23 protein-coding genes are annotated in these 23,616 nt (G+C 61.1%); 13 read left to right on the top strand and 10 right to left on the bottom strand.

The genetic code is table 11. From position 1 onward, the window contains the following. Positions 1-43: 43 nt before the first annotated feature. The 7 genes from KVY02_RS07335 to KVY02_RS07305 form a co-directional block, all read right to left on the bottom strand. Positions 44-1,159 (bottom strand): enoyl-CoA hydratase/isomerase family protein, encoded by a 1,116-nt coding sequence (locus KVY02_RS07335; protein WP_081194049.1) that lies wholly within the window; start codon positions 1,157-1,159, stop codon positions 44-46. Between the two features lie 31 nt (positions 1,160-1,190). Then, positions 1,191-2,345, bottom strand: coding sequence for an acyl-CoA dehydrogenase family protein (locus KVY02_RS07330; RefSeq protein ID WP_039177097.1), 1,155 nt, complete (start codon positions 2,343-2,345; stop codon positions 1,191-1,193). A gap of 265 nt (positions 2,346-2,610) precedes the next feature. Then, a complete protein-coding gene (locus KVY02_RS07325; RefSeq protein WP_081194051.1) occupies positions 2,611-3,612 on the bottom strand; it encodes a branched-chain amino acid ABC transporter permease in 1,002 nt (333 codons plus the stop codon). 2 nt (positions 3,613-3,614) lie between these two features. After that, the gene (locus tag KVY02_RS07320; protein WP_218314867.1) at positions 3,615-4,502 is read right to left on the bottom strand and encodes a branched-chain amino acid ABC transporter permease; all 888 of its coding nucleotides are present in this window, start codon (positions 4,500-4,502) and stop codon (positions 3,615-3,617) included. 65 nt (positions 4,503-4,567) lie between these two features. Beyond that, positions 4,568-5,791 carry an ABC transporter substrate-binding protein gene (locus tag KVY02_RS07315; RefSeq protein ID WP_218314866.1) on the bottom strand — a complete coding sequence of 408 codons (1,224 nt, stop codon included), beginning with the start codon at positions 5,789-5,791 and terminating at the stop codon, positions 4,568-4,570. A 125-nt stretch (positions 5,792-5,916) separates the two neighbouring features. Continuing rightward, positions 5,917-6,663 (bottom strand): ABC transporter ATP-binding protein, encoded by a 747-nt coding sequence (locus KVY02_RS07310; RefSeq protein ID WP_016913615.1) that lies wholly within the window; start codon positions 6,661-6,663, stop codon positions 5,917-5,919. After that, on the bottom strand, positions 6,660-7,448 hold the full coding sequence (locus KVY02_RS07305; RefSeq protein WP_081194054.1) for an ABC transporter ATP-binding protein: 789 nt from the start codon (positions 7,446-7,448) through the stop codon (positions 6,660-6,662). Before KVY02_RS07305 ends, KVY02_RS07310 begins: the two co-directional genes overlap by 4 nt. A gap of 311 nt (positions 7,449-7,759) precedes the next feature. On the opposite strand from KVY02_RS07305, the gene KVY02_RS07300 reads away from it, so the two are divergent. From KVY02_RS07300 to KVY02_RS07245, 12 genes are all read left to right on the top strand, one after another. Continuing rightward, on the top strand, positions 7,760-8,164 hold the full coding sequence (locus KVY02_RS07300; protein WP_081194055.1) for a MerR family transcriptional regulator: 405 nt from the start codon (positions 7,760-7,762) through the stop codon (positions 8,162-8,164). 77 nt (positions 8,165-8,241) lie between these two features. Continuing rightward, positions 8,242-9,411 (top strand): isovaleryl-CoA dehydrogenase, encoded by a 1,170-nt coding sequence (locus tag KVY02_RS07295; protein ID WP_218314865.1) that lies wholly within the window; start codon positions 8,242-8,244, stop codon positions 9,409-9,411. Between the two features lie 22 nt (positions 9,412-9,433). After that, a complete protein-coding gene (locus KVY02_RS07290) occupies positions 9,434-11,041 on the top strand; it encodes a carboxyl transferase domain-containing protein (RefSeq protein WP_081194057.1) in 1,608 nt (535 codons plus the stop codon). Positions 11,042-11,051: 10 nt separating this feature from the next. After that, positions 11,052-11,876, top strand: a complete 825-nt coding sequence (locus KVY02_RS07285; RefSeq protein WP_039177123.1) for an enoyl-CoA hydratase/isomerase family protein — start codon at positions 11,052-11,054, stop codon at positions 11,874-11,876. Then, a complete protein-coding gene (locus KVY02_RS07280; RefSeq protein ID WP_218314864.1) occupies positions 11,873-13,909 on the top strand; it encodes an acetyl-CoA carboxylase biotin carboxylase subunit in 2,037 nt (678 codons plus the stop codon). The genes KVY02_RS07285 and KVY02_RS07280 overlap by 4 nt, the downstream gene beginning before the upstream one ends. Before the next feature lie 9 nt (positions 13,910-13,918). Further along, positions 13,919-14,836, top strand: a complete 918-nt coding sequence (locus KVY02_RS07275) for a hydroxymethylglutaryl-CoA lyase (protein WP_081194060.1) — start codon at positions 13,919-13,921, stop codon at positions 14,834-14,836. 75 nt (positions 14,837-14,911) lie between these two features. Then, positions 14,912-16,624 (top strand): AMP-binding protein, encoded by a 1,713-nt coding sequence (locus KVY02_RS07270; RefSeq protein WP_218314863.1) that lies wholly within the window; start codon positions 14,912-14,914, stop codon positions 16,622-16,624. A 5-nt stretch (positions 16,625-16,629) separates the two neighbouring features. Then, on the top strand, positions 16,630-17,442 hold the full coding sequence (locus tag KVY02_RS07265) for a class I SAM-dependent methyltransferase (protein ID WP_218314862.1): 813 nt from the start codon (positions 16,630-16,632) through the stop codon (positions 17,440-17,442). A 77-nt stretch (positions 17,443-17,519) separates the two neighbouring features. Further along, on the top strand, positions 17,520-18,086 hold the full coding sequence (locus tag KVY02_RS07260) for a hypothetical protein (RefSeq protein ID WP_016913605.1): 567 nt from the start codon (positions 17,520-17,522) through the stop codon (positions 18,084-18,086). A 115-nt stretch (positions 18,087-18,201) separates the two neighbouring features. After that, positions 18,202-18,471 carry a Trp family transcriptional regulator gene (locus KVY02_RS07255; RefSeq protein ID WP_218314861.1) on the top strand — a complete coding sequence of 90 codons (270 nt, stop codon included), beginning with the start codon at positions 18,202-18,204 and terminating at the stop codon, positions 18,469-18,471. Next, on the top strand, positions 18,468-19,889 hold the full coding sequence (locus tag KVY02_RS07250; protein ID WP_218314860.1) for an anthranilate synthase component I family protein: 1,422 nt from the start codon (positions 18,468-18,470) through the stop codon (positions 19,887-19,889). The genes KVY02_RS07255 and KVY02_RS07250 overlap by 4 nt, the downstream gene beginning before the upstream one ends. Next, positions 19,886-20,560: an anthranilate synthase component II gene (locus tag KVY02_RS07245; protein WP_218314859.1), complete on the top strand. Its 675-nt coding sequence runs from the start codon at positions 19,886-19,888 to the stop codon at positions 20,558-20,560. The genes KVY02_RS07250 and KVY02_RS07245 overlap by 4 nt, the downstream gene beginning before the upstream one ends. On the opposite strand, the gene KVY02_RS07240 is transcribed toward KVY02_RS07245, so the two are convergent. The 3 genes from KVY02_RS07240 to KVY02_RS18295 all read right to left on the bottom strand — a co-directional run bounded on the left by KVY02_RS07240 (position 20,538) and on the right by KVY02_RS18295 (position 23,130). After that, entirely contained in the window at positions 20,538-20,831 is a 294-nt protein-coding gene (locus KVY02_RS07240; RefSeq protein ID WP_256357585.1) for a DUF1294 domain-containing protein, read from the bottom strand. The genes KVY02_RS07245 and KVY02_RS07240 overlap by 23 nt on opposite strands. 16 nt (positions 20,832-20,847) lie before the next feature. Then, on the bottom strand, positions 20,848-21,891 hold the full coding sequence (gene rluF, locus KVY02_RS07235; RefSeq protein ID WP_218314858.1) for a 23S rRNA pseudouridine(2604) synthase RluF: 1,044 nt from the start codon (positions 21,889-21,891) through the stop codon (positions 20,848-20,850). A 177-nt stretch (positions 21,892-22,068) separates the two neighbouring features. Beyond that, the gene (locus tag KVY02_RS18295; RefSeq protein WP_256357584.1) at positions 22,069-23,130 is read right to left on the bottom strand and encodes a transposase; all 1,062 of its coding nucleotides are present in this window, start codon (positions 23,128-23,130) and stop codon (positions 22,069-22,071) included. Positions 23,131-23,151: 21 nt separating this feature from the next. On the opposite strand from KVY02_RS18295, the gene tnpA reads away from it, so the two are divergent. Further along, entirely contained in the window at positions 23,152-23,568 is a 417-nt protein-coding gene (tnpA, locus tag KVY02_RS07225) for an IS200/IS605 family transposase (protein WP_026001627.1), read from the top strand. Positions 23,569-23,616 lie beyond the last annotated feature (48 nt).

Here is a 23,616-nt window from a genome sequence, read left to right as displayed (position 1 = left end):
TCAGCAGTCGATTGGATAGCGCTCTCGGAAGAGACAGCACACATTATTGAAGATCCGCCAGAGGGCTGGTCTCCCAGGGGGATGACAGCAACTCTTCCATGAAGCTGGGCGGCACCGAGGCCACGTCCGGGAAACGCCAGCGCGGCTGGCCATCCTTGTCGACCAGTAGTGCACGCACGCCTTCGGGGAACTCCTCATGGCGGCAGCACTGCACGGAAAGCGCCAGCTCGAACTGGAACACTTCGGCCAGCGACATGTGCCGGGCGCGCTTGAGCTGCTCATCGATCAGCCGCAAAGAGACCGGGCTGCCATGGGCCAGGGTGCGCTGGGCTTTACTGAACCACTGGTCGTCGCTGTCGACTCCCAGCACCGCCGCCACCTGCTGCTCGACGGTGTCGTGGTCCATCAGCTCGCGTATCAGTGAAGACGTCTTGTAGACAGGCGCTTCCAGCTCGGCAAACGCCGCCTGAGAAGCCTGCTCCAACTCGCGCAATACGCGGTTGACCACGCCATGGGCGTCGGTTTGCTCCCCTTCTCCCCAGCGGGCTTCCAGCAGCGCCTGGGCCAACGCCTCGCGGTGGTGGCTGGCAATTGCTCGATCTGCCAGACCCAGATGCAGCGCATCGGGGGCATTGATCTGGCCACCGGTCATGGCCAGAAAACGCCCGGTACCATTGGGCAGGCGATTGAGAAACCAGCTGGCCCCCACATCGGGGTACAGGCCAATGGTCACTTCCGGCATGGCCAGTCGCGACGTTTCGGTAACGATACGGTGGCTGCTGGCACTGAGCAGCCCCATGCCACCGCCCATCACGATGCCATGCCCCCAGCAGATAATCGGCTTGGCGAAGGTGTGCATCAGGTAGTCGAGCCGATATTCGCGCTCGAAGAAACGCTCGGGGAAGTCCGGCTCACCATCGCCGGTGATGGCCTTGTAGAGATTGACCACGTCGCCCCCTGCACAGAAGGCTTTTTCGCCTGTGCTGTCCAGCAGAATGGCCACCACACGCTCATCCTCCTGCCACTGGGTCAAGCGGGGCAGCAGCGCGTCGATCATCTCCAGGGTCAGCGCATTCAGCGAACGCTCGGCGTTGAGCGTGATCTCGCCGATCACATGGCCGTCCTGGGTCGTGTGCTCTTCAAACAGTACGCAACTCATTGCCTCTTCCTTATCTGCTCGGGTGCCAAGGCTACAGTTCGGCGGCGCCATCGGCCAGCACGCGGCGGGATATGATCAGCCGCATGATCTCGTTGGTGCCTTCCAGAATGCGGTGCACGCGGGTGTCACGCACGTAGCGCTCCATGGGGTACTCCTTGATGTAGCCATTGCCACCGTAAAGCTGCAAGGCTTCATCGCACACCTTGAACCCTACATCCGTGGCAAACCGCTTGGCCATGGCACAGTAGGCCGTGGCATCAGGGTGGCCAGCGTCCAGCTTGGCCGCGGCCATGCGCACCAGTTGGCGGGCAGCCACTAGCTCGGTCACCATGTCGGCCAAACGGAACTGCAGGGCCTGGAAATCGGCCAGCCGCTTGCCGAACTGCTTGCGCTCCAGCAGGTATTCACGGGCTTTGTTGAGCGCTTGCTGGGCGGTGCCGATCGAGCAGGTGGCAATATTGATGCGTCCACCGTCCAGCCCCTTCATGGCGATCTTGAAGCCGTCGCCTTCCTTACCCAGCAGGTGGCTGGCAGGCACACGCACGTCTTCGAAGGTAATCATCCGGGTGGGCTGGCTATTCCAACCCATCTTGTCTTCCTTGCGGCCGTAGCTGATCCCGTCACTCTGGGCATCCACGGCAAAGGCAGACACACCGCCCGCCCCTTCGCCGCCGGTGCGGGCCATCACCACCAGAAAATCGGTGCTGCCTGCCCCGGAAATGAACATCTTGCTGCCATTCAGCACGTAGTGCTCACCGTCGCGCCGGGCGGTGGTCTTGAGCGATGCGGCGTCGGAGCCCGCGTTGGGCTCGGTCAGGCAGTAGGAGCCCAGCAGCTCACCGGTCGCCAATCGCTCGCCCCACTGCTCCACAGCTTCTGGCGTGCCGAAATCCGCCAGCATCCAGGTCACCATATTGTGGATGGTGAGGTATGCCGTAGTGGAGGTACAGCCCATGGAGAGCTGCTCGAAAATAATGCTGGCATCCAGCCGCGAAAGCCCCAGCCCGCCCACACGCTCCGGGGCATACAGGGAGCAGAACCCCAGCTCGCCTGCCTTGCGAATCACGTCCACCGGGAAAAAAGCCTCGGCATCCCATTTAGCGGCGTGGGGCTCCAGCTCATTCTGGGCAAACCCCCGCGCCATATCGGCAAAGGCAACCTGGTCTTCACTCAGCTCAAAATTCATGGCGGTCTCCGCTGCGGCGAGCCCCTGAACTCAGTCAGAAACCTCGCCCACTATTATCGTTATCGGTCACGTTGACGTTTACGTTAACTTATATTTTTAGGCGGATTTGCGCAACCGAATCCCCCACGACCTTTGGCGTAGAAAGACAACGCTCCCCTCGCCAAAGGTCCACGCACCTCAGGCCAGCGCCCGCACCCACAAAAAAGGGTGCCGCGAAGGCACCCAAATCCACAGACAGACGCAGTTTCCCGACCCTTTCCGGGCGCTACTTGAAGTTCTTGCGGTATATCTTGGCCAGCTCGCCCACGATACCGCTGCGAAAACTCAGTACACACACCACGAAAATGATGCCCAGGATGACGCTTACCCAGTTGCCCAGCGGCGATTGGGCCAGAACATGCTGCAGGCTGACCACCAGACCCGCCCCCATCACCGGCCCGAGCAGCGTGCCCACACCGCCCAGCAGAGTCATCAGGATCACCTCGCCAGACATGTGCCAGTGAGCATCGGTAAGCGACGCCAGCTGGAACACCACGGTCTTGGTCGCTCCGGCCAGCCCGGCCAGCGCCGCCGACAGGACGAACGCCAGCAGTTTATAGGCATCGACGTTGTAACCCAGCGAAATCGCCCTAGGCTCGTTCTCGCGGATGGCCTTGAGTACCTGCCCATAAGGGGAGTGCACGGTGCGCTGCACCAGGGCAAAGCCCAACAGGAACACGGCAAACACGAAGTAGTACATGCTCAGGTTGTTACGCAGGCTGATGAAGCCGAACAGATGCCCACGCGGCACGCCATGCAGGCCATCTTCTCCCCCGGTAAAGGGCGCCTGCACGAACACGAAGTACACCAGCTGGGCCAGCGCCAGCGTGACCATGGCGAAGTAGATCCCCTGGCGGCGAATGGCCAGCAGCCCGAAGCCCGCGCCAACCAGGGTGGCGGTCAGGGTCCCTGCCAATATGCCCAGCTCCGGGGTCAGGCCCGGATAGCTGGCCAGCAGATACCCGGTCACGTAGCCCCCCGTCGCCAGAAAGGCCGCGTGGCCAAACGAGAGCAGCCCGGCATACCCCAGCAGTAGATTGAAGGCGCAAGCAAACAGGGCAAAGCAAAGGATTTTCATCAAGAACACAGGGTAAGCGACAAAGGGTGCCACCAACCCCACGACGATGAGTACCAGATAGAACATGTTGCGGCGCAGCCTGGCTCGACGCTGGCGCTCCTGCACGGCGGAGGGCAGCGCGACGGCTGATGAAGTATGCGGCGTTGCCATGGTTAAGCCTCCTTACCGAACAGCCCAGAGGGGCGTAACATGAGCACCAGGATCATGACCAGAAAAATGACCGTATTGGAGGCTTCCGGGTAATACACCTTGGTCAGCCCCTCAATGATTCCCATGCCCAATCCCGTCACGATAGCCCCCAGAATCGACCCCATGCCGCCAATGACCACCACCGCAAACACCACGATCAAAAGATTGGAGCCCATGGTGGGTGAGACAGGGTAAAGCGGTGCAGCCAACACCCCGGCAAAGGCCGCCAGGCCCACGCCAAACCCGTAGGTCAAGGTGATCAACAGCGGTACGTTGACACCAAACGCCTGCATCAATTGCGAGTTTTCGGTACCTGCCCGCAGGTAGGCACCCAGCCGCGTACGCTCGATCATGAACCAGGTGAACAGACACATGGCCAGCGCCGCCACCAGCACCCAGGCACGGTAGGTGGGCAGGAACATGAAGCCGAGATTGAGACCACCCTGCAGCGCCTCAGGGGTGGCGTAACGCGCCCCGGAAACCCCGAAAAAGTTCACCAGAGTGCCTTCAAAAATCAGTGCCAACCCGAACGTCAGCAACAACCCGTACAGGTGGTCCAGGTGGGCAATGCGACGCAGCAGAAAACGCTCCATCAGCATGCCGAAACCACCCACCACTACGGGCACCAGCACTAGCGCCAACCAGTAATTGATGCCCAGATAGCGAAAGCCCAGCAGCGCCGCAAAGGCGCCCAGCATGTACTGCGCCCCATGGGCAAAGTTGACGATCTTCAGTAGCCCGAAGATAACCGCCAGGCCCAAGCTAAGCAGCGCATAAAAGGCTCCATTCACAAGCCCAAGCGTTAGCTGGCCCATGAAGACGGCCAATGGCACGCCGAATATCATCGTCATGGTGTGATTCTCCTTGTCACCAGGCGGGGTCCGCCCGCCTGGTGCTGTTCAGCGTGACGTGCCAATCAGTTGTTCACCAGCGAACACTGGCTTTCAGAGAGCGGGCGGTAGGCTTCTTCGGCGGGAATGGTGCTGAGGATGTTGTACAAGTCCCACTCACCGGTAGACTCTTCCGGCGTTTTCATCTGGGCCAGGTACATGTCGTGAACCATGCGACCATCTTCACGAATACGGCCATTGCGGGCAAAGAAGTCCTCTACCGGCATCTCGGCCATTTGCGCACGAACGGTCTCCGGGTCATCGGTACCAGCGGCTTCTACGGCCTTGAGGTAATGCATGGTGCTGGAGTAGATACCGGCCTGAACCATGGTCGGCATGCGACCCACTTGATCGTAGTAACGCTCGGCCCACTCACGCGACTCGTCGTCCATGTCCCAGTACCAGCCAGTGGTCAGCAGCAGCCCTTGGGTGACTTCCAGACCCAGCGCGTGCACGTCGTTGAGGAAGATCAACAGGCCCGCCAGTTGCTGGCCGCTTTGGGTCAGGCCGAACTGGCTTGCCGTGGTGATGGCATTCACGGTGTCTGCCCCGGCGTTCGCCAGGCCCACGATCTTGGCACCGGAGCCCTGGGCCTGAAGAATGTAGGAGGAGAAGTCGCTGGTGGGGAACGGATGGCGGACACCGCCCACCACTTCACCGCCATTGACGGCTACCACTCGGGTCACATCGCCTTCCAGAGCATGACCAAAAGCGTAGTCCGCGGTCAGCATGAACCAGGTATCGCCACCCTGCTCGACGACCGCCTTGGCGGTACCGTTGGCCAGGGGATAAGTGTCGTAGACCCAATGAATATGGTTGGGGGTACAGTGCTCGTTGGTAATACTGGAGGCTGCCGACCCAGACACGATCCCTAGGCCGTTGTTCTCTTCCAACACCTTGGTGACCGCAATGGTCACCGACGAAGCCACCAGACCGCCCACCATGTCCACGTTGCGCTGGTCGACCCACTCGCGCACGGTGTTGGCGCCAACGTCCGCACTATTGCGGTCGTCGGCGCTGAAAATCACGATGGGGGCACCGTTGACGCTACCGCCGAAGTCGGCCACGGCCATTTCCATGGCCGTTTGGCCGCCCGGGCCCGCCAGGTCTCGGTAGGTGCCCGACATGTCGGCCAGATAGCCAATGCGTACTTCGCCGTCGCTGATCTCGGCTTGGGCGGCAGACGCCATCATGCTGGCAGTGGCAGCCACGGCAATGCTGGCGGCCAGCGTTTTCCTGGTAAAGATCATGTTCGTCTCCTGGCCCTGGGGGCCTTTGTTGTTGTGATGCGGACGCTGTTGTAATGCGGACATTCAATAGTGGTGTTCGAGTGGAGCCTGAGTAGTGCGGTTAAAGGATATGTTGTGTGCGGTGTCTATACCCCCAGCATGCTGTTCAAATGCTCGCGGCGCGAAGGCAGCTGCGCCGCCGTGATCTCTTCGACGATCTGGCCGTGATCCATGACGAAATGGCGGTCGGCCAGCGGCGCGGCAAAACGGAAGTTCTGCTCGACCAGTACGATGGTCATGCCCCGCTCTTTCAGCTGCACCAGCACTTCGCCCAGCTTCTGCACGATGACCGGGGCCAGGCCTTCGGTAATTTCATCGAGCAGCAGCAGCCGCGCACCGGTGCGCAGAATGCGCGCCATGGCCAGCATCTGTTGTTCACCGCCAGAGAGTCGGGTTCCCTGACTCTTGCGCCGCTCGTACAGGTTGGGGAACATGGCATAGATCTCATCCAGGCTCATTCCACCGGAGCGCACCGTGGGCGGCAGCAGCAGGTTTTCGTGCACGTCCAGGCTGGCGAAGATGCCGCGCTCTTCAGGGCAGTAGCCAATACCCAGACGAGGAATATGGTGAGGCTTCATGCGCAGGGTTTCGCTGCCATTGATGACGATGGAGCCGGTGCGGCGCCCCACCATGTTCATGATGGACTTTAGCGTGGTGCTACGCCCTGCACCGTTGCGACCCAGCAGTGTCACCAGCTCGCCCCGCTTGACGTTGAAATTGACCCCATGAAGGATATGCGACTCGCCATAGAAGGCATGCAGGTCCTGCACGCGGAGCATTTCCAGGCTTTGAGTCTCTGCGGCCGGATGTTCGAGGGCTTCTGCGGTCTTCATACGGCGGCCTCCTCACTGGCAGCTTCGCTGCCCATATAGGCTTCACGTACCAGCGGGTTGCGGGAAACGCTGTCGTAGTCGCCTTCCGCCAATACCGCACCTCGGGCCAATACCGTAATGCGGTCACACAAGCGGCTGACCACGCTCAGGTTGTGCTCCACCATCAGTACGGTACGCCCCTGGGAAACGCGCTTGATCAACGCCACGATGCGATCCACGTCTTCGGCACCCATGCCCTGGGTGGGCTCGTCCAGCAGCATCATGCTGGGGTCCAGCGCCAGAGTGGTCGCTACCTCCAGGGCGCGCTTGCGGCCATAGGGCATTTCAACCGTCAATGTATCGGCATACTCGCGCAGCCCCACTTCATCCAACAAGGCCAGGGCACGATCATTGAGGTGATCCAGGGTTTTTTCGGACTTCCAGAAATGAAACGACGTGCCCAACTGGCGCTGCAGCGCAACACGCACGTTTTCCAGCGCTGTCATGTGCGCAAACACCGCCGAAATCTGAAACGAGCGCACCAGGCCCAACTGGGCAATGTCATTGGATTTCTTGCTGGTAATCGGCTGGCCACGGTAGAGAATCTCACCGCGCGTTGGAGGCAGGAACTTGGTGAGCAGGTTGAACACCGTGGTTTTGCCGGCACCGTTGGGGCCGATCAGGGCGTGGATATGCCCTTCCTGCACTTGTAGGTTGACGTTATCCACGGCCGTAAAGCCGCGAAATTCTTTGGTCAGCCCTCGCGTTTCGAGCACTGGCCTCTGGGTCACTTCATCTGCACGCATGAGGTAGGACGCCTCTTGTTGTTCTTGTTGGGTGGGAAGCGCGACGGAGTAACCGACAACGCATCCTTACCTGAACGTAAGCTGTAGGTGCAAACTAGCAACCCAGCACCGGGTATTACAATTACAACTTTGGTCTACGCACCACGATAGCACAGCGCTTGAAAACGCTGAAATCACTAAATTTCAACAGCTTGTAAATTTTAAACGCTTGCCAACGATAGCCATTCGCTGCTTTACGTTAACGTAAACTTGTTTTAGCCTCATGGTCAGTGTTCCATAGGGACATTCCCCTATCGACGAGAATAACGATCATGAGCAAAACCTACACGATCAGCGAGTTGGCCAGCGAGTTCGATGTCACCACGCGCAGCATCCGTTTTTATGAAGATCAGGAGCTGCTGCACCCTTCTCGCCGTGGGCAAACACGCATTTACAGCAGTAAGGACCGCGTACGCCTGAAGCTGACCCTGCGCGGCAAACGGCTGGGCTTTTCACTGGCCGAGATTCGCGAACTGTTCGAGCTGTGGGACGAAACCCGCAGCGGTAGCGAAAAGCAGTTGCACCTGATGCTCAGCAAGATCGGCGAACGCAGGGCCGCGCTGGAGCAGCAGATGAAAGACATCACCATGGTGCAACTGGAGTTGGAGAGTGCCGAAATCCGCTGCCGCCAGGCGCTGGAAGAGTTGAACGAGAAGCACCCGACCACTTCCAAATAAGCCGCTCGAATACCGCCAGCAGACACGGCCCATTAACAATTAACAATCAACAAGCAACGACGACAAGGTGATTGAGCATGTTTTCCCACTACACAGAACTGAATTTTGGCCTCGATGACGAGCTGAACATGCTGCGCGAACAGGTCAATGCGTTTGCCGCCAGCGAAATAGCGCCCAGAGCCGCCGAGATCGACCGTAACAACGAGTTCCCCAACGACCTGTGGCAGAAGTTTGGTGACATGGGGCTGCTGGGCATTACCGTCCCGGAAGAGGATGGCGGTAGCGGCATGGGCTATCTGGCGCACTGCATTGCCATGGAAGAGATCTCTCGTGCCAGTGCGTCGGTGGCCCTCTCTTATGGCGCGCACTCCAACCTGTGCGTCAACCAGTTGAAGATCAACGCCTCCGCCGAGCAGAAAGCCAAATACCTGCCCAAACTGATCAGCGGTGAGCACGTGGGCGCGCTGGCCATGTCGGAGCCAGGTGCCGGTTCCGATGTAGTGTCGATGCAGCTGCGCGCCAAGGAAGATGGCGACCACTACGTGCTCAACGGCAACAAGATGTGGATCACCAACGGCCCCGATGCCGACGTGCTGGTGGTCTACGCCAAGACCGACCCGGAGGCAGGCTCCAAGGGCATCACCGCATTCATCATCGAGAAAGGCATTCCCGGCTTCACCACCGCCCAGAAGCTCGACAAGCTGGGCATGCGCGGCTCCAACACCTGCGAGCTGGTGTTTCAGGACTGCCGCGTGCCCGCCGAGAACGTGCTGGGCGAGGTAGGCAAGGGCGTGCGGGTATTGATGAGCGGGCTGGATTACGAGCGCACCGTGCTGGCCGCCGGCCCCATCGGCATCATGCAGGCCGCCATGGACGTGGTCATTCCCTATATCCACGAGCGCAAGCAGTTCAACCAATCCATCGGCGAGTTCCAGCTGGTACAGGGCAAAGTGGCCGACATGTACACCACGCTGAATGCTTGCCGCGCTTACCTGTATGCCGTGGCCAGCGCCTGCGACCGGGGCCAGACCTCGCGCAAGGATGCCGCCGGGGTGATTCTGTATTGTGCTGAAAAGGCCACCCAGGTCGCGCTGGACGCCATTCAACTGCTGGGCGGCAATGGCTATATCAACGAATACCCCACCGGCCGCCTGCTGCGCGATGCGAAGCTCTATGAAATTGGCGCCGGTACCAGCGAAATTCGCCGCATGCTGATTGGTCGCGAACTCTTCACCGAAAGCCATTAATCGACTCAGGAAGGTTTGCGCCATGAGCACACTATCGACACAGATCAACCCGCGCAGCGATGTGTTTCAGGCCAACGAGGCCGCCATGCTGGGGGAGGTGAACAAGCTGCGTGAGCTGACCGCGGCCATCGCCCAGGGCGGCGGCGCCAACGCCCGCAGCCGCCACGAAAGCCGTGGCAAGCTGTTCGTACGTGACCGTATCGACCACTTGATCGATGAAGGCTCGCCGTTTCTGGAATTTTCTGCGCTGGCAGCCCATCACGTTTACGACAGCGATGTGCCCGCCGCCGGGGTGGTCACCGGGATTGGCCGGGTATCGGGGGTGGAGTGCGTGATCGTGGCCAACGATGCCACGGTCAAGGGCGGCACCTATTTCCCGCTGACGGTGAAAAAGCACCTGCGCGCCCAGGAAGTGGCTCGCAAGCACCGCCTGCCATGCATCTACCTGGTCGATTCCGGCGGGGCTTTCCTGCCCCGCCAGGACGAGGTCTTCCCCGACCGGGACCACTTCGGCCGCATTTTCTACAACCAGGCCACGCTCTCTGCCGAGGGTATCCCGCAAATCGCGGTGGTCATGGGCTCCTGCACCGCAGGCGGTGCTTATGTGCCCGCCATGGCGGACGAGTCCATCATCGTCAAGGAGCAGGGAACGATCTTTTTGGGTGGCCCACCGCTGGTCAAAGCAGCGACCGGGGAAAACATCAGCGCCGAAGACCTGGGCGGCGCCGATGTACACACCCGCATCAGCGGCGTGGCTGACCACTACGCCGAAAACGACGCCCATGCGCTGCAGCTGGCACGGGCCTGCGTGTCCCGGCTCAACTGGCAAAAGCGTGGCCAGCTCGCCATGCAACCCCCCAGGCCGCCAAGACTCGACCCCGCAGAGCTGTACGGCATCGTCGGCACCGATCTGAAAAAACCTTACGATGTGCGCGAAGTGATCGGCCGTATCGTCGATGGCTCTGATTTCGATGAGTTCAAGCGCTACTACGGCGACACCCTGGTGACCGGCTTTGCACATATCCACGGCTACCCGGTGGGTATCGTCGCCAACAACGGCGTGCTGTTTTCGGAAAGCGCCGTGAAAGGCGCGCACTTCATCGAACTGTGTGCCCAGCGCAAGATTCCGCTGGTCTTCCTGCAGAACATCACCGGCTTCATGGTGGGCTCCAAATACGAGCACGAAGGCATCGCCAAGCACGGCGCCAAACTGGTCACCGCCGTGGCCTGCGCCAACGTACCGAAGTACACCGTGCTGATTGGTGGCAGCTTCGGTGCTGGCAACTACGGCATGTGTGGCCGAGCCTACGACCCCAATCTGCTCTTCATGTGGCCCAATGCGCGTATTTCCGTAATGGGCGGCGAGCAGGCGGCAGGCGTACTTTCCCAGGTGAAGCGCGAGCAGTACGAACGAGAAGGCCGGGAATGGAGCAAGGCCGACGAAGAGGCCTTCAAACAGCCCACCCGCGACCAGTACGAGCACCAGGGCCACCCCTACTACGCCAGCGCGCGCCTGTGGGATGACGGAGTCATCGACCCGCTGCAAACCCGCGACGTGCTGGGTCTCTCGTTGGCCGCCGCCATGAACGCAGAAATCAAAGAGACGCGCTTCGGCGTGTTCCGGATGTAAGGGGCATCACATGGCTTACTCAACCCTGGTTATCGAATCGGGTGTCGCCCGGCTGACCTTGAACCGCCCAGAGGTGCACAACGCCTTTGACGATCGCTTGATCGCCGAACTGAACGGTCATCTAGAAACCCTGCACGATCTGGCCAGCGCAGGCGACGTGCGCGTAGTGGTCCTCGGCTCCGAGGGCAAGAGCTTTTCGGCCGGTGCAGACCTGAACTGGATGAAGCGCATGGTCGATTACGACCTGGCCGACAACCTGGCCGATTCACGCAAGCTGGCGGCGCTGATGCACGGCCTGGACACGCTGCCCTGCCCCACCCTGTGCCGCGTTCAGGGCGCCGCGTTCGGTGGCGCGGTCGGGCTTGCCGCCTGCTGCGACATCGTCATCGCTTCCGAGAAGGCTCGGTTTTGCCTGTCGGAGGTCAATATCGGCCTGTCACCGGCCGTGATCAGCCCTTACGTCCAGCGCGCCCTTGGCCAACGGCAGATGCGCCGCTACGCGCTAAGCGCCGAAATCATGGATGCCCCCACCGCGCTGCAGCTGGGGCTCGCCCACCAGGTGGTCGAACACGATGCGCTGGATCACGCCATCGATACCATGATCGACACCCTGGCCAAGGGCTCTCCTCAGGCGCAGCGGGCAACCAAAGCCCTGCTGGCCAGCGTGGCCCAGGCCCCGGACTCGGATGCCACCCGCGAGCACACCTGCCAGGTCATCGCCCAGCTGCGGGTCAGTGAAGAAGGCCAGGAGGGCCTGGCCAGCTTTTTCGACAAGCGCCGCCCCGCCTGGACATCCCCCGAAGAACACCAACACGCCGCGGAGCCACGCTCATGACGCCTACCCCGACCCCCTTCGATACCCTACTGGTAGCCAACCGGGGTGAAATTGCCTGCCGCGTGATGCGCACCGCCCGCCGCCTGGGGCTGAAAACCGTGGCGGTCTACTCGGATGCCGATGCCACCGCCCGCCATGTGCGGGAAGCCGACGAGGCCGTGCGTCTTGGCCCGGCGGCCGCCCGGGAAAGCTACCTGAACATCGAGGCAGTGATCGACGCCGCCCAACGCACCGGCACCGGCGCCATTCACCCCGGTTACGGCTTTCTGTCCGAAAACGGCACCTTCGTCAAAGCGCTGGAACAGGCCGGTATTACCTTCGTTGGCCCGCCCGCTTCCGCCATTGCCGCCATGGGCGACAAATCGGCGGCCAAGGCACGCATGGCCAACGCGGGGGTGCCGCTGGTACCGGGCTATCATGGCGACGACCAGGATGACGCCCTGCTGCGCGCCGAAGCCGACAAGATTGGCTACCCGGTGATGCTGAAGGCCAGCGCAGGCGGCGGCGGCAAGGGCATGCGCGTGGTCGAAAGCGGCGAAGGCTTCAAGGCAGCGCTGGACGGCTGCCGCCGGGAATCGAAAGCCGCCTTTGGCGACGACCGCATGCTGATCGAAAAGTATCTGGTGCAGCCCCGCCATGTAGAGGTACAGGTCTTTTGTGACCGCTACGGCCAAGGCGTGTACCTCTTCGAGCGCGACTGCAGCGTGCAGCGTCGCCACCAGAAAGTCATTGAAGAAGCCCCCGCCCCCGGCATGACGCCCGAGCTGCGCACCGCCATGGGCGACGCCGCCGTACGCGCTGCCAAGGAGATCGGCTACGTGGGCGCGGGCACGGTGGAGTTCCTTCTGGACGCCGATGGCTCGTTCTACTTCATGGAGATGAACACCCGCCTGCAGGTGGAGCACCCCGTCACCGAGATGATCACCGGCCAGGATCTGGTGGAGTGGCAATTGCGAGTCGCCATGGGCGAGCCGCTGCCCTGTCGTCAGGACGAGCTGACCATCACCGGCCACAGCTTCGAGGCGAGGCTCTACGCCGAGGACCCGGAGCAGGACTTCTTGCCTGCCACCGGCCTGCTGGCCCGCTTCGAACTGGACACCGAAGGCGCGGGCCTGGCCGCCGACCAGGTGCGCCTGGACAGCGGCGTGGAGAGCGGCGATCGCGTGTCGATGCACTACGACCCCATGCTGGCCAAGCTGATCGTGCACGGTGTCGACCGCGACGCAGCGCTGGCTACCTTGAACCGGGCGCTGGCCGCGCTGGATGTGCAGGGGGTGGTGACCAACCGCGCCTTCCTGCAGCGGCTGGCCAATCACCCCGGCTTCAAGAACGTCGAGCTGGACACGCGCTTCATCGAACGCAACGAAGCGACGCTATTCGCGCCACGCCGCTACACCACGCAGGACTATGCCAGCGCTGCGCTGATCGGGCTGCACCAGCTGGCTCAGGAGTGCGAAAGCGACTCGCCCTGGGACCGCCACGACGGCTTCCGGCTCAATGCCCCGCACACCATCCGCATCACGCTGTGCGACCCCAGCGCGGCGCAAGGCTCGGAGAGGGACAGCCTGGTCGTGGTGGAGGGCAAACGCACGAACCTGGACGCCCAGTGGCAGCTGACCATCGGCGAGCACACGCTCAGCGCCAGCCTGCAACCGCTGGCAGGCGATGCGGTGGCGGTGACCCTCGACGGCCATCGCCGTCGCCTGCAGGCCTATCGGGACGGCAATGTCGTCGTGATGGCCGAACCCAGCGGCGAAACCCGCCTGCTCTGGCAGCGTATCGACGCCATCGACCACGGCCATCAGGAAACCGAAGCGACCCTCACCGCCCCCATGCACGGCACCGTCGTGGCGCTGCTGGTCGAGCCCGGCGCCACAGTGGAAAAAGGCATGCCCTTGATGGTCATGGAGGCCATGAAAATGGAGCACACCATGACGGCACCGACCCACGGCAGCGTGGCCACGTTCCACTTCCAGGCAGGCGACACGGTCAGCCAGGGTGACGTGCTGCTCGACTTTGCCCCCAGCGAATAGGAGCTTTTCATGGCACTGCCTACGGCTATCAAGCTGTTTGAAATGGCCCCTCGCGACGGGCTGCAGAACGAACCGGGCACCCTGGTGCCCACTGCCACCAAAATCGCGCTGATCGAGCGCCTGGCAGCCGCCGGTCTGCGGCATATCGAAGCCGCCAGCTTCGTTTCTCCCAAGTGGGTACCGCAGATGGGCGATGCCGCCGAGGTGATGCGCGGCCTCAAACGCCAGCCCGGCGTGGTGTATTCTGCCCTCACGCCGAACCTGAAGGGGCTGGAAGGCGCTCTGGACGTGGGCGTCGAGGAGGTCGCCGTGTTTGGCGCCGCCTCGGAAGCGTTCTCGCAGAAGAACATCAACTGCTCTATCACCGAGTCGCTGGCACGCTTTGAGCCAGTGCTCGCACGGGCCAACGAGGCAGGCGTGCGAGTGCGTGGCTACGTCTCCTGCGTGCTGGGGTGCCCCTACGAAGGTGACATCGCCCCGCAGAAAGTCGCCGAGGTGGCGAAAGCGCTCTACGACATGGGCTGTTACGAGATTTCCCTCGGGGACACCATCGGTACCGGCACGCCGCTGGCCGCCAAACGCATGATCGAAGCCACCGCCCAACACGTGCCCATCGAACGGCTGGCCGCGCACTTCCATGACACTTACGGCATGGCCATCGCCAACCTGTACGCCGTGCTGGAAGAGGGCGTCGGCGTCATCGACGCCGCCACGGCAGGCCTCGGTGGCTGCCCCTATGCCAAGGGCGCCTCCGGCAACGTGGCCATGGAAGACGTGCTGTACCTGCTGCAAGGACTCGGCATCGAGACCGGTATCGACCTGCAAGCGGTGATCGACACCGGCGACTGGATCACGCGGCAGTTGGGCCGCCAGCCCAGCGCCAAAGTGGCGCTGGCCAGAGGGTGCACACAGCGCACTCCCGGCTAGTACAGCCCGGCCCTAATAATTAAAAACGCTTCACTTCCCGTTCAGACAACAATAAAGATTTCGGAGAGACTCACCATGGCATCATCTGCACCGCTTTCCAGCGCCCTGCCCAGCTACACCAGCAGCACCGCCGACAAACCCTTGCTGGGCATGACCATTGGCGACAAGTTCGACCAGATTGCCGCCCAATACCCGGACAACGACGCGTTGATCGCACTGCACCAGAACATTCACTGGAGCTACCGAGAACTGCAGCGGGAGGTGAATCGCTGCGCTCGGGCCCTGCTTGCCATCGGGGTCAAGAAAGGCGACCGGGTCGGCATCTGGGCACCCAACTGCAGCGAGTGGACGCTGAGCCAGTTTGCCACCGCCAAGATCGGTGCCATTCTGGTCAACATCAACCCCTCTTACCGGACCCACGAGCTGGAGTACGCGCTCAACCAATCCGGCGCACGCTTTTTGATCACCGCCCACCAGTTCAAGAGCTCCCACTACACCGCCATGCTGTACGAGCTGGCCCCCGAGCTGAACCACTGCGCCGAAGGAGCGCTGAACGCCCATAAGTTGCCGCAGCTGCAGTGCATCATCAATCTCAGCGACGAGAAGCACAGCGGCATGTGGCGCTGGGCCGACTTCATTGACCAGGCCGACACCGTCAGCCAGACCGAAGTGGACGACCTGCAGGCCACCCTGCAGTTCGACGACCCGATCAACATTCAATACACCTCCGGCACCACGGGGTTTCCCAAGGGGGCCACGCTCTCCCACCACAACATCCTCAACAACGGCTTTTTCGTGGCAGAGAGCATGGGCTTTACCAGCGCCGACCGGCTGGTGATCCCGGTGCCGCTCTACCACTGCTTCGGCATGGTCATGGGCAACCTGGGCTGCATGACCCATGGGGCCGCCATGATCTACCCGGATGAAGGCTTCGACCCCGGTAAAGTCCTGAAAGCCGTCCATGAGCAGAAAGCCACCGCCCTCTACGGCGTGCCCACCATGTTCATTGCCGAGCTCGAACACCCCGACTTCGCGTCGACCGACTTTTCGTCGCTGCGAACCGGGATCATGGCTGGCTCCATCTGCCCTGCCGAAATCATGAAGCAGGTCATCGACAAGATGAACATGAAGGGCGTGCAGATTGCCTACGGCATGACCGAGACCAGCCCGGTGTCGACACAGACCGGCGCCAACGACACCATCGACAAGCGCGTTTCCACCGTGGGCCGTACCCAGCCCCACCTGGAAAGCAAGATCGTCGACCCAGGCAATGGCGGCATTCTGCCCCGTGGAGAAATCGGCGAGCTGTGCACCCGTGGCTATAGCGTGATGCTCAAGTACTGGAACAACGACAAAGCCACCGCCGAAGCCATCGACGAGGCAGGCTGGATGCACACCGGCGACCTGGCCATCATGGATGACGAGGGCTACATCCAGATCGTAGGGCGTATCAAGGACATGGTGATTCGCGGCGGTGAAAACGTCTACCCGAAAGAGATCGAAGAGTTTCTGTACGCCCACCCGGCCATTTCCGAAGTCCAGGTCACCGGCGTACCCGACAAGAAGTATGGCGAAGAGCTGATCGCCTGGGTGAAGCTCAACGCCACCGCGGGCGAGATCACCGGTGAAGACCTGCGCGAATACTGCAAGGGCAAGATCACTCACTTCAAGATCCCACGCTACTTCAAGTTCGTGGATGAGTTCCCCATGACCGTCACCGGCAAGATCCAGAAGTTCAAGATGCGCGAAATCTCGATAGAAGAGCTGGGCCTGGACGAGCAGAAGTAGCCGCCATGGCAAAGCCCCTGGCGCATCACTACGATCAGGGGCTGCGCGACCAGGAGATTCTCCAGCAGTTGCGCAGCCATTATCCTGAGGGTCCGACGCTGCACCAGCTCGCCCCACTGGACCAACTGCATATCGGTGGCCTGGCCGCCTCGGCCAGGCTGTTGGCCCTGATCGAGCCGCAAAGCGAGGTGCTGGACATCGGTGCCGGGCTGGGCGGGCTGATGCGCCAGGGCGCGGCCATGGGCCTGCACATGACCGGGCTGGATATCACCCACCGCTTCAGCGCGCTCAACCGGGCCATCAGCCAACTCACCCCCATCTCCACGGGCGGCAAATTACGCTGGGTGACGGGAAATGCCAGCGCTCTGCCGTTTACCGACGCGAGCTTCGATGCGGTGGTGTTTCAGCACAGCCTGATGAACATGCCTGACCCGGAAAGCGTGCTGGCCCAGTGCCGCCGAGTACTGCGCCCCGGCGGGCAGCTGGTGATGCACGAAGTGGTGGGCGGCCCGAACCAGGCGGCGCTGCGCTACCCCGTGCCCTGGGCGGAAGGGCCCGAACATTCGCACCTGCTCAGCCTGGAGGCATTGACTACCCTGCTGCAACGGCAAGGCTTCACCTTGCAACACCACGAGGATTGGAGCCAGACCGCCCTGGCGTGGCGCCAGCGTCAACGTCAAAAGGAGCAGACCGCCCAGCCTGCGGTCGTCTCGCCCCAGTGGGTATTTGGCGAGCGCTTTCTGACCATGGGCAAGCACCTGCTGGAAAATCTCGCTCAACAGGCAATTAACGTGGTGGAAATCAGCGCCCGTTGCTAACCTGTAACGGTTGACTCGATAAACTGCGACCCGCCTGCATAACGATAAGGTCACGATCAAGGACAAGAGGAACGCCAATGAACCGCCTGGCAAGCACCCTGCTCCTGACGCTGGTGAGCGCTGCGCCCTTCGCCACCGCCCTGGCGAGTGACGACACGGTATTGCTGGCGTATGCAGCGCCCGACGGTGAGTGGATTCGGCTGGATAACGGCGTGGTGCTGGAAGGCAGCGACCTGAGCAGCCTCGACACCAACACCACCGGCTTTCGGCTGACCGCAGGCTTCAGCCCCGAACGGCTGCCCCGGCTGGATATCGGTGCCGAGATCGCCTATCGCGAAAGTGAAGAAGTCCCCATTACGTCCCAGGTGAGCCCGCTGCTCATGGATACCCTGAGCCTGGGTGGCGCCCTGGTGGCAGGCGTGCGCATGGGCGCCGTCAGCGTTTATGCCAAATCCGGCTTCACCGAGTGGCGGGGTGAAGCGTACCAGCCCCATGCCGATGATGGCGGCACGGCGCTGCTGCAAGGCTTCGGCGCCACCATGACCGTCAACCGGTTAATCAGCCGTTTCGAGTACGAGCGTATCGACACGCCCACGCTCAGCCACCTCAATATGCTCAGCGCTTCGCTACACCTGCCGTTTTAATCCCGGTTTTCGATGCTGCCAGCCGCGATGTCTCTTGACCCTGCGCTTATTCGTGTTAATGTACTAGCGTACTAGTACATTAACACGATTTTCATCGACCGCGGGTGACTCACTCATGACCCTCTCTCCGTCACACTATCAGGCTGAGCTGGTACACCATCTGGTGGCCATCGAGACCCCCGAGGCCATGGACGCTGCGCTGGCCAGCCTGCTGACACCAGCGGAGTACCAGGAAATCAGCAAGCGTCTGCAGATTTTCAAGCTGCTCAACGAAGGGGTACCCCACCGCAAGATTGCCGATACCCTCGGGGTCGGTATTGCCACGGTATCCAGGGGCTCTCGCGCACTGAACCAGTCATCTTCATCACGGAACGACCCTTTATGAGCACTCACACTCAGGCCAACACCACTGGCCCAACGCCGTTTACACTGCCCCGTAAACCGCACTACGTGACGTTGGCGGCAGACTGCGACTTCTTCGCCCTGTTTCAAAAAATCGAGCGCCGCTTCGACACCTGCTACATGCTGGAGTCGCTGGGCGAAGATAGCCATATGGCGCGCCACTCGATCATTGGCTTCGACCCCGAATATACGCTGTACGCCAATGGCCACACGCTGACCATCGAAAACCGCGGCGGGCAGGCCGAGCAGTACACCAGCGAGAACCCCTACGAGCTGCTGCGCAGCCTGATTCCGCAGAACATCATTTCCCGCAAGTATGCCGGGGGCCTCAGCGGCTATCTGGGCTACGACGCCATGCAGTACTTCGAGCCTTCGCTGACGCTGAAAGCCAGCGACGACTTCGATACCTTCCGCTTCGGGCTTTACAAGGATGGCTTGATCCTCGACAAGATGACCGGGGAAGTCACCTACTTTTACTACGATAACAGCCGCTATGATTTTCTGCAGACACTGATCGAAGCAGCAGACGAGCCTGCCGGGGCGCTCAGCATTACCGCGCTGGGCGACACCATGAGCAAGACCCAGCATGCCGAAGCCGTGGCCAAGGTGAAGCAGGACATCATCGACGGCAAGGTGTTCCAGTGTGAAGTGGGATTCAAGAAGCGCTTTCGCATCCAGGGCGATACCCTGGCGCTCTATGACCAGCTGCGCACCATCAACCCGTCACCACAGATGTATTACGTCAAATTCGGTGATCAGAAGCTGATCGGCGCCAGCCCCGAACTGCTGTTTCGCCTGCGCCAGGGCGAAATGGAAACCTTCCCGCTGGCGGGCACCACGCTCCGTGGCCAGACCCCCCAGGAAGACACGCAGTTGGCCCGCGCACTGCTCAACGACCCGAAGGAGATCGCCGAGCACAACATGATCGTGGACCTGCACCGCAACGACATCGGCCGCGTGGCCCAGTTTGGAACGGTGAAGGTACGCAGCCTAATGGACATCAAGCGGTTCAGCCACGTACAGCACATCTCCAGCGAGATCGTCGGCATCATCGCCGAAGGCGAAGACATGTTCTCCGCCCTGGCCAGCAACTTCCCTGCCGGAACGCTGACCGGCGCTCCCAAGATCGAGGCCATGAAGATCATCGACGACCTGGAAACCGACGGTCGCGGCCCCTATGGCGGCGCAGTGGGCCAGTTTTCCTTCAATGGCGACTGCACCTTCGCCATTCCGATTCGTACGGTGTTCGTCAACGGTGAACGCGCCTACGTGCAAACCTGCGGCGGCAACGTCTACGACAGCAATGCCGAGGATGAGTACGAGGAGATTCGTCGCAAGTTTGCCGGTACCCGCAAGGCGCTAGCCCCCTTTATGAGCACGGAAACGGAGAGCCCCGCATGAAGGTGCTGATCATCGACAACTACGACTCGTTCACCTACAACCTCTACCAGTTCATCGGTGAAATTCTCACCACCGAAAAGAATCGCGGGGAGCTGCCGCATTTCGAGATCGTGGTGAAGCGGAACAACCAGATCGACTTCAAGGCCATCGAGGCCATGGCCCCGGACCGCATCATCATTTCGCCGGGGCCGGGCTCGCCGGACGACCCGCGCTACTTCGGGGTGTGTGCCGAGGTCATCGAAAAACTCGGCAAGACGACGCCACTGCTGGGAGTGTGCCTGGGCATGCAGGGCATCGTGCATGTCTTTGGTGGCAAGGTGGTCAAGGCACCGCTGCCCATGCACGGCAAGATCAGCCCCATTCATCACGATGACCGCTCGGTGTTCCAGGGCGTCCCCGACCAATTGGAAGTGATGCGCTACCACTCCTTGATTGCCGACGCCACCACCCTGCCCGACTGCCTGGAAGTGACCGCCACGGTCGGCGCGCTGACCGCCGAGCATTTTGCCGAGCGCAGCGCTTGGCAGGCCGCCGGCGAGTTCGAACTGATGGGCGTGAAGCACCGCGACTACCCCATCCACGGCATTCAGTTTCACCCGGAGTCGTTTGCCACCGAAGGCGGCAAGGAACTGATCGCCAACTTCCTGTTCAACTCGGACAAAGTTGCGTAAGCGCCAGAACAGCCGCCAGACAGGCCAGGTTGAGCACCACCGTGACCCAGAAAACTCGCCGAAAAGCGGTTTTCTGGGTCTTGTGGCGCAGCTGCTGCTGAGCGCACCACGCGCCTGGCCACCCCCCCAATAGCGCCAGCCAGTGCAGCGTTTTTTCGCTCACCCGCCGGCGCTTCTTGATCGCCGCCCGCTTGTCCCATGCATAGGTGGCATAAGTCACGACGCTGGCCGCTGCATAGAGCGCCAGCCCGAAAAGCATCCATGAGGTCATGATGGGCCCTGGCTGACTATTTGCGCCGGGAAGACGGCTTACCGGCGGCTGTTCTGCCCCCACCAGGTCGACCACCCTTGATGGCACCCTTGCCCGCGCCCGACTTGCCACCGGGTTTACTGCCGGGCCTGCCCTTGCCTTTGGCAGCCGGTTTTCCCGTTGGCTTTGCTTTGGCGCCTGGCTTACCCGACGCGGCTACTTTCCCCTTGGAGTCCTGACGGCTCTTGCCACCCGAACGGGCACCTGGTGAGGCCTTTTTCGCTGCCGGTGGTTTACCCTTCGCGCCATGTCTGTTGCCGCTGTAGTCAGGCCTGTCGCTTTTTTTCTTCTCCGGTGCGGCTTGCGAGGTTTCGGTCAGGGCAATGATGGTCTCGATCTCACGGGGCGTCAGATCGCGCCAGTCGCCCAGCGCTAGGCCTTTCAAGGAGACGTTCATGATGCGTGTACGCACCAGTTGCGTCACTTCGTAACCGAAGTATTCGCACATACGGCGAATCTGACGATTCAGCCCCTGCACCAGCGTAATATTGAAGACGAAAGTAGACTCCTTGACCACGCGACACTTTTTGGTCACTTGGCCAAGAATGGGCACCCCGCCCTGCATACCGGCAATGAACTCATCGGTGATCGGCTTATCCACCGTCACCACGTACTCTTTCTCGTGATGATTGTTGGCGCGCAGAATTTTGTTGACCAGATCGCCGTTGTTGGTGAGAAAGATCAGGCCCTGGGAGTCCTTGTCCAGCCGTCCGATGGGAAAGATACGCGTGCCGTGCTTGACGAACTCGACGATATTGTCCTTTTCGGCAGACTCCGTGGTGCTGACGATGCCCACCGGCTTGTTCAGCGCGATCAATACCAGGTCTTCCTCTTCCTGCGGTTCGATCTCCTGGCCGTTCACCTTGACCCGATCTCCCGCCACCACCTGATCCCCCGTGGTGGCCCGGCGACCGTTGATATAGACATTGCCCTGCTCCACGAAGCGGTCGGCTTCGCGGCGGGAGCACAGGCCGCTTTCACTGATGTACTTGTTGATACGGGTAGAGGTTCTTAACGGCATAAAGCGCTACGTCATCCCATTGGGTTAAAAAGAGGAGCCCGGCTGCTGGAGGAAGGCGACTTCTTCCGGCGTGGAGAGAACAGGCTCCAGCGTTTGAAACCAGAAGACCATCACGGCCTGCGCATCTGCGCGCATGGTGCACCTCCCCTGGAGTGCGTCGTTGACGTCCTCCCCGCCCTAAAGGACGGGGATTCCAACTTCTTGAGGGCAACGTCCTGCCCCGAGGCTGAGGATATTCCGGGCCGCATTCACGTCCCGGTCGTGGAGTACACCACACTCCACGCACTCCCAGACCCTTACTCGCAACCCGTTGACGCCCTGCGGCCCGCTAAGCGAGCCGCACGACGAACAGGCGCGGGTGGTGTTGGTTTCGCGAACGACCTTGAAGACGATGCCTGCGTGAGCGCATTTATATTCCAGCATCGTTTTCAGTTGTGACCAGCCAGCGTCGTAGACGCTTTTGGCCATCCTGGTCTTCGCGAGCCTGGTTGAGGAAACATCGCCCACGACGATTTCGCCGTACTGGTTGACGAGTTTCCGGGAAAACTTGTGCTGCGCGTCCTGGCGACGGTTCTTGATCTTGGCGTGAATAGCTTTTACCCGCCGCTTGTTGCGGGCACGTTGGGCTGTCGCCAACTGGTCTTCCATACGGCGGTAGAAGCGGCTGTTTTCCAGCCTTCCTCCATCGCTACAGGTGGCCACATCCTTGAGCCCAAGGTCGATGCCAACGGCGCCCTGCCCAAGCGTCGGCTGCACGTCCACCTCGACCGCAACATTGAAATACCACCGGCCCCGGCTATCTTCGTTGAAACTGCCGGCACGGAACTTGTATGTCGACAGGCCGTAGCTATCCCACACCTTGAAGTAGGTGCCGTTGTGAAATACCTGCCCGTTCTTCCACTTGGCCGCGCCGGTATTGACCGGAATCCAGCCAAGTGAGCGGCGTACACCGCCGGACTTGCGCCAATTCAAGCGGGGCTTTTTGAACTGCTTGCGGCGGGCAACGTATTCAGCAGCGATGCATTGCAGCGTTTGGCTGTGCAGGCCGAGGTCCTTGCCGGCACCCTTGGTATAGGGGTGCATGTCGTAGGCAGACAGAAACAGACCTTTCTCCCGAATGGCTCGGGAAGACAGTTCGTTGAGGTAGTTCCAAACAAAATTCACGCTGCGGGCCATGCGGTTAAGCTCGGCGGCGTATTTGTCCTTCACTCGAACCTTGAGGGTCTTGGTCTGCTTCATGGCTTCGAATATACTTGGTCTATGGAAACCAAACAAGCTATCAGAACAGGAAGACACTGCGTTTTTAAACTCCATGCCCATTTGGTATTTGTCACCAGGTATCGGGGCAAGGTGTTCACCGGCGCGCATCTCAACTCCCTCGAATTGCTTTTCGACCGAGTGTGTCGGGACTTCGAGGCGGAGCTACAGGAGTTCAACGGTGAAACCGATCACGTCCATTTGCTTGTCAACTTTCCACCCAAAGTGGCGGTATCCAGGCTGGTGAATAGTTTGAAGGGGGTATCCAGCCGGCGGATGAAGTTACTACACCCTGAACTGGTGCAGCCCGCCTACCGGAAGAACTCGCTGTGGAGTCCAAGCTACTTTGCGGGAAGTGTCGGAGGCGCCCCCCTGAGCATGGTCAAGCAGTATATTGAGCAACAATCGAGGCCGGACTAGGGGCGCTCTCGCGCCCCTCGCTATCCATCCTCGCACTAGAAGTACGAG

This window comes from Halomonas sp. 18071143 (genome assembly GCF_019211725.1).
GTDB classification, from domain to species: domain Bacteria; phylum Pseudomonadota; class Gammaproteobacteria; order Pseudomonadales; family Halomonadaceae; genus Vreelandella; species Vreelandella stevensii.
This window is presented reverse-complemented; position numbering and strand designations above follow the sequence as displayed.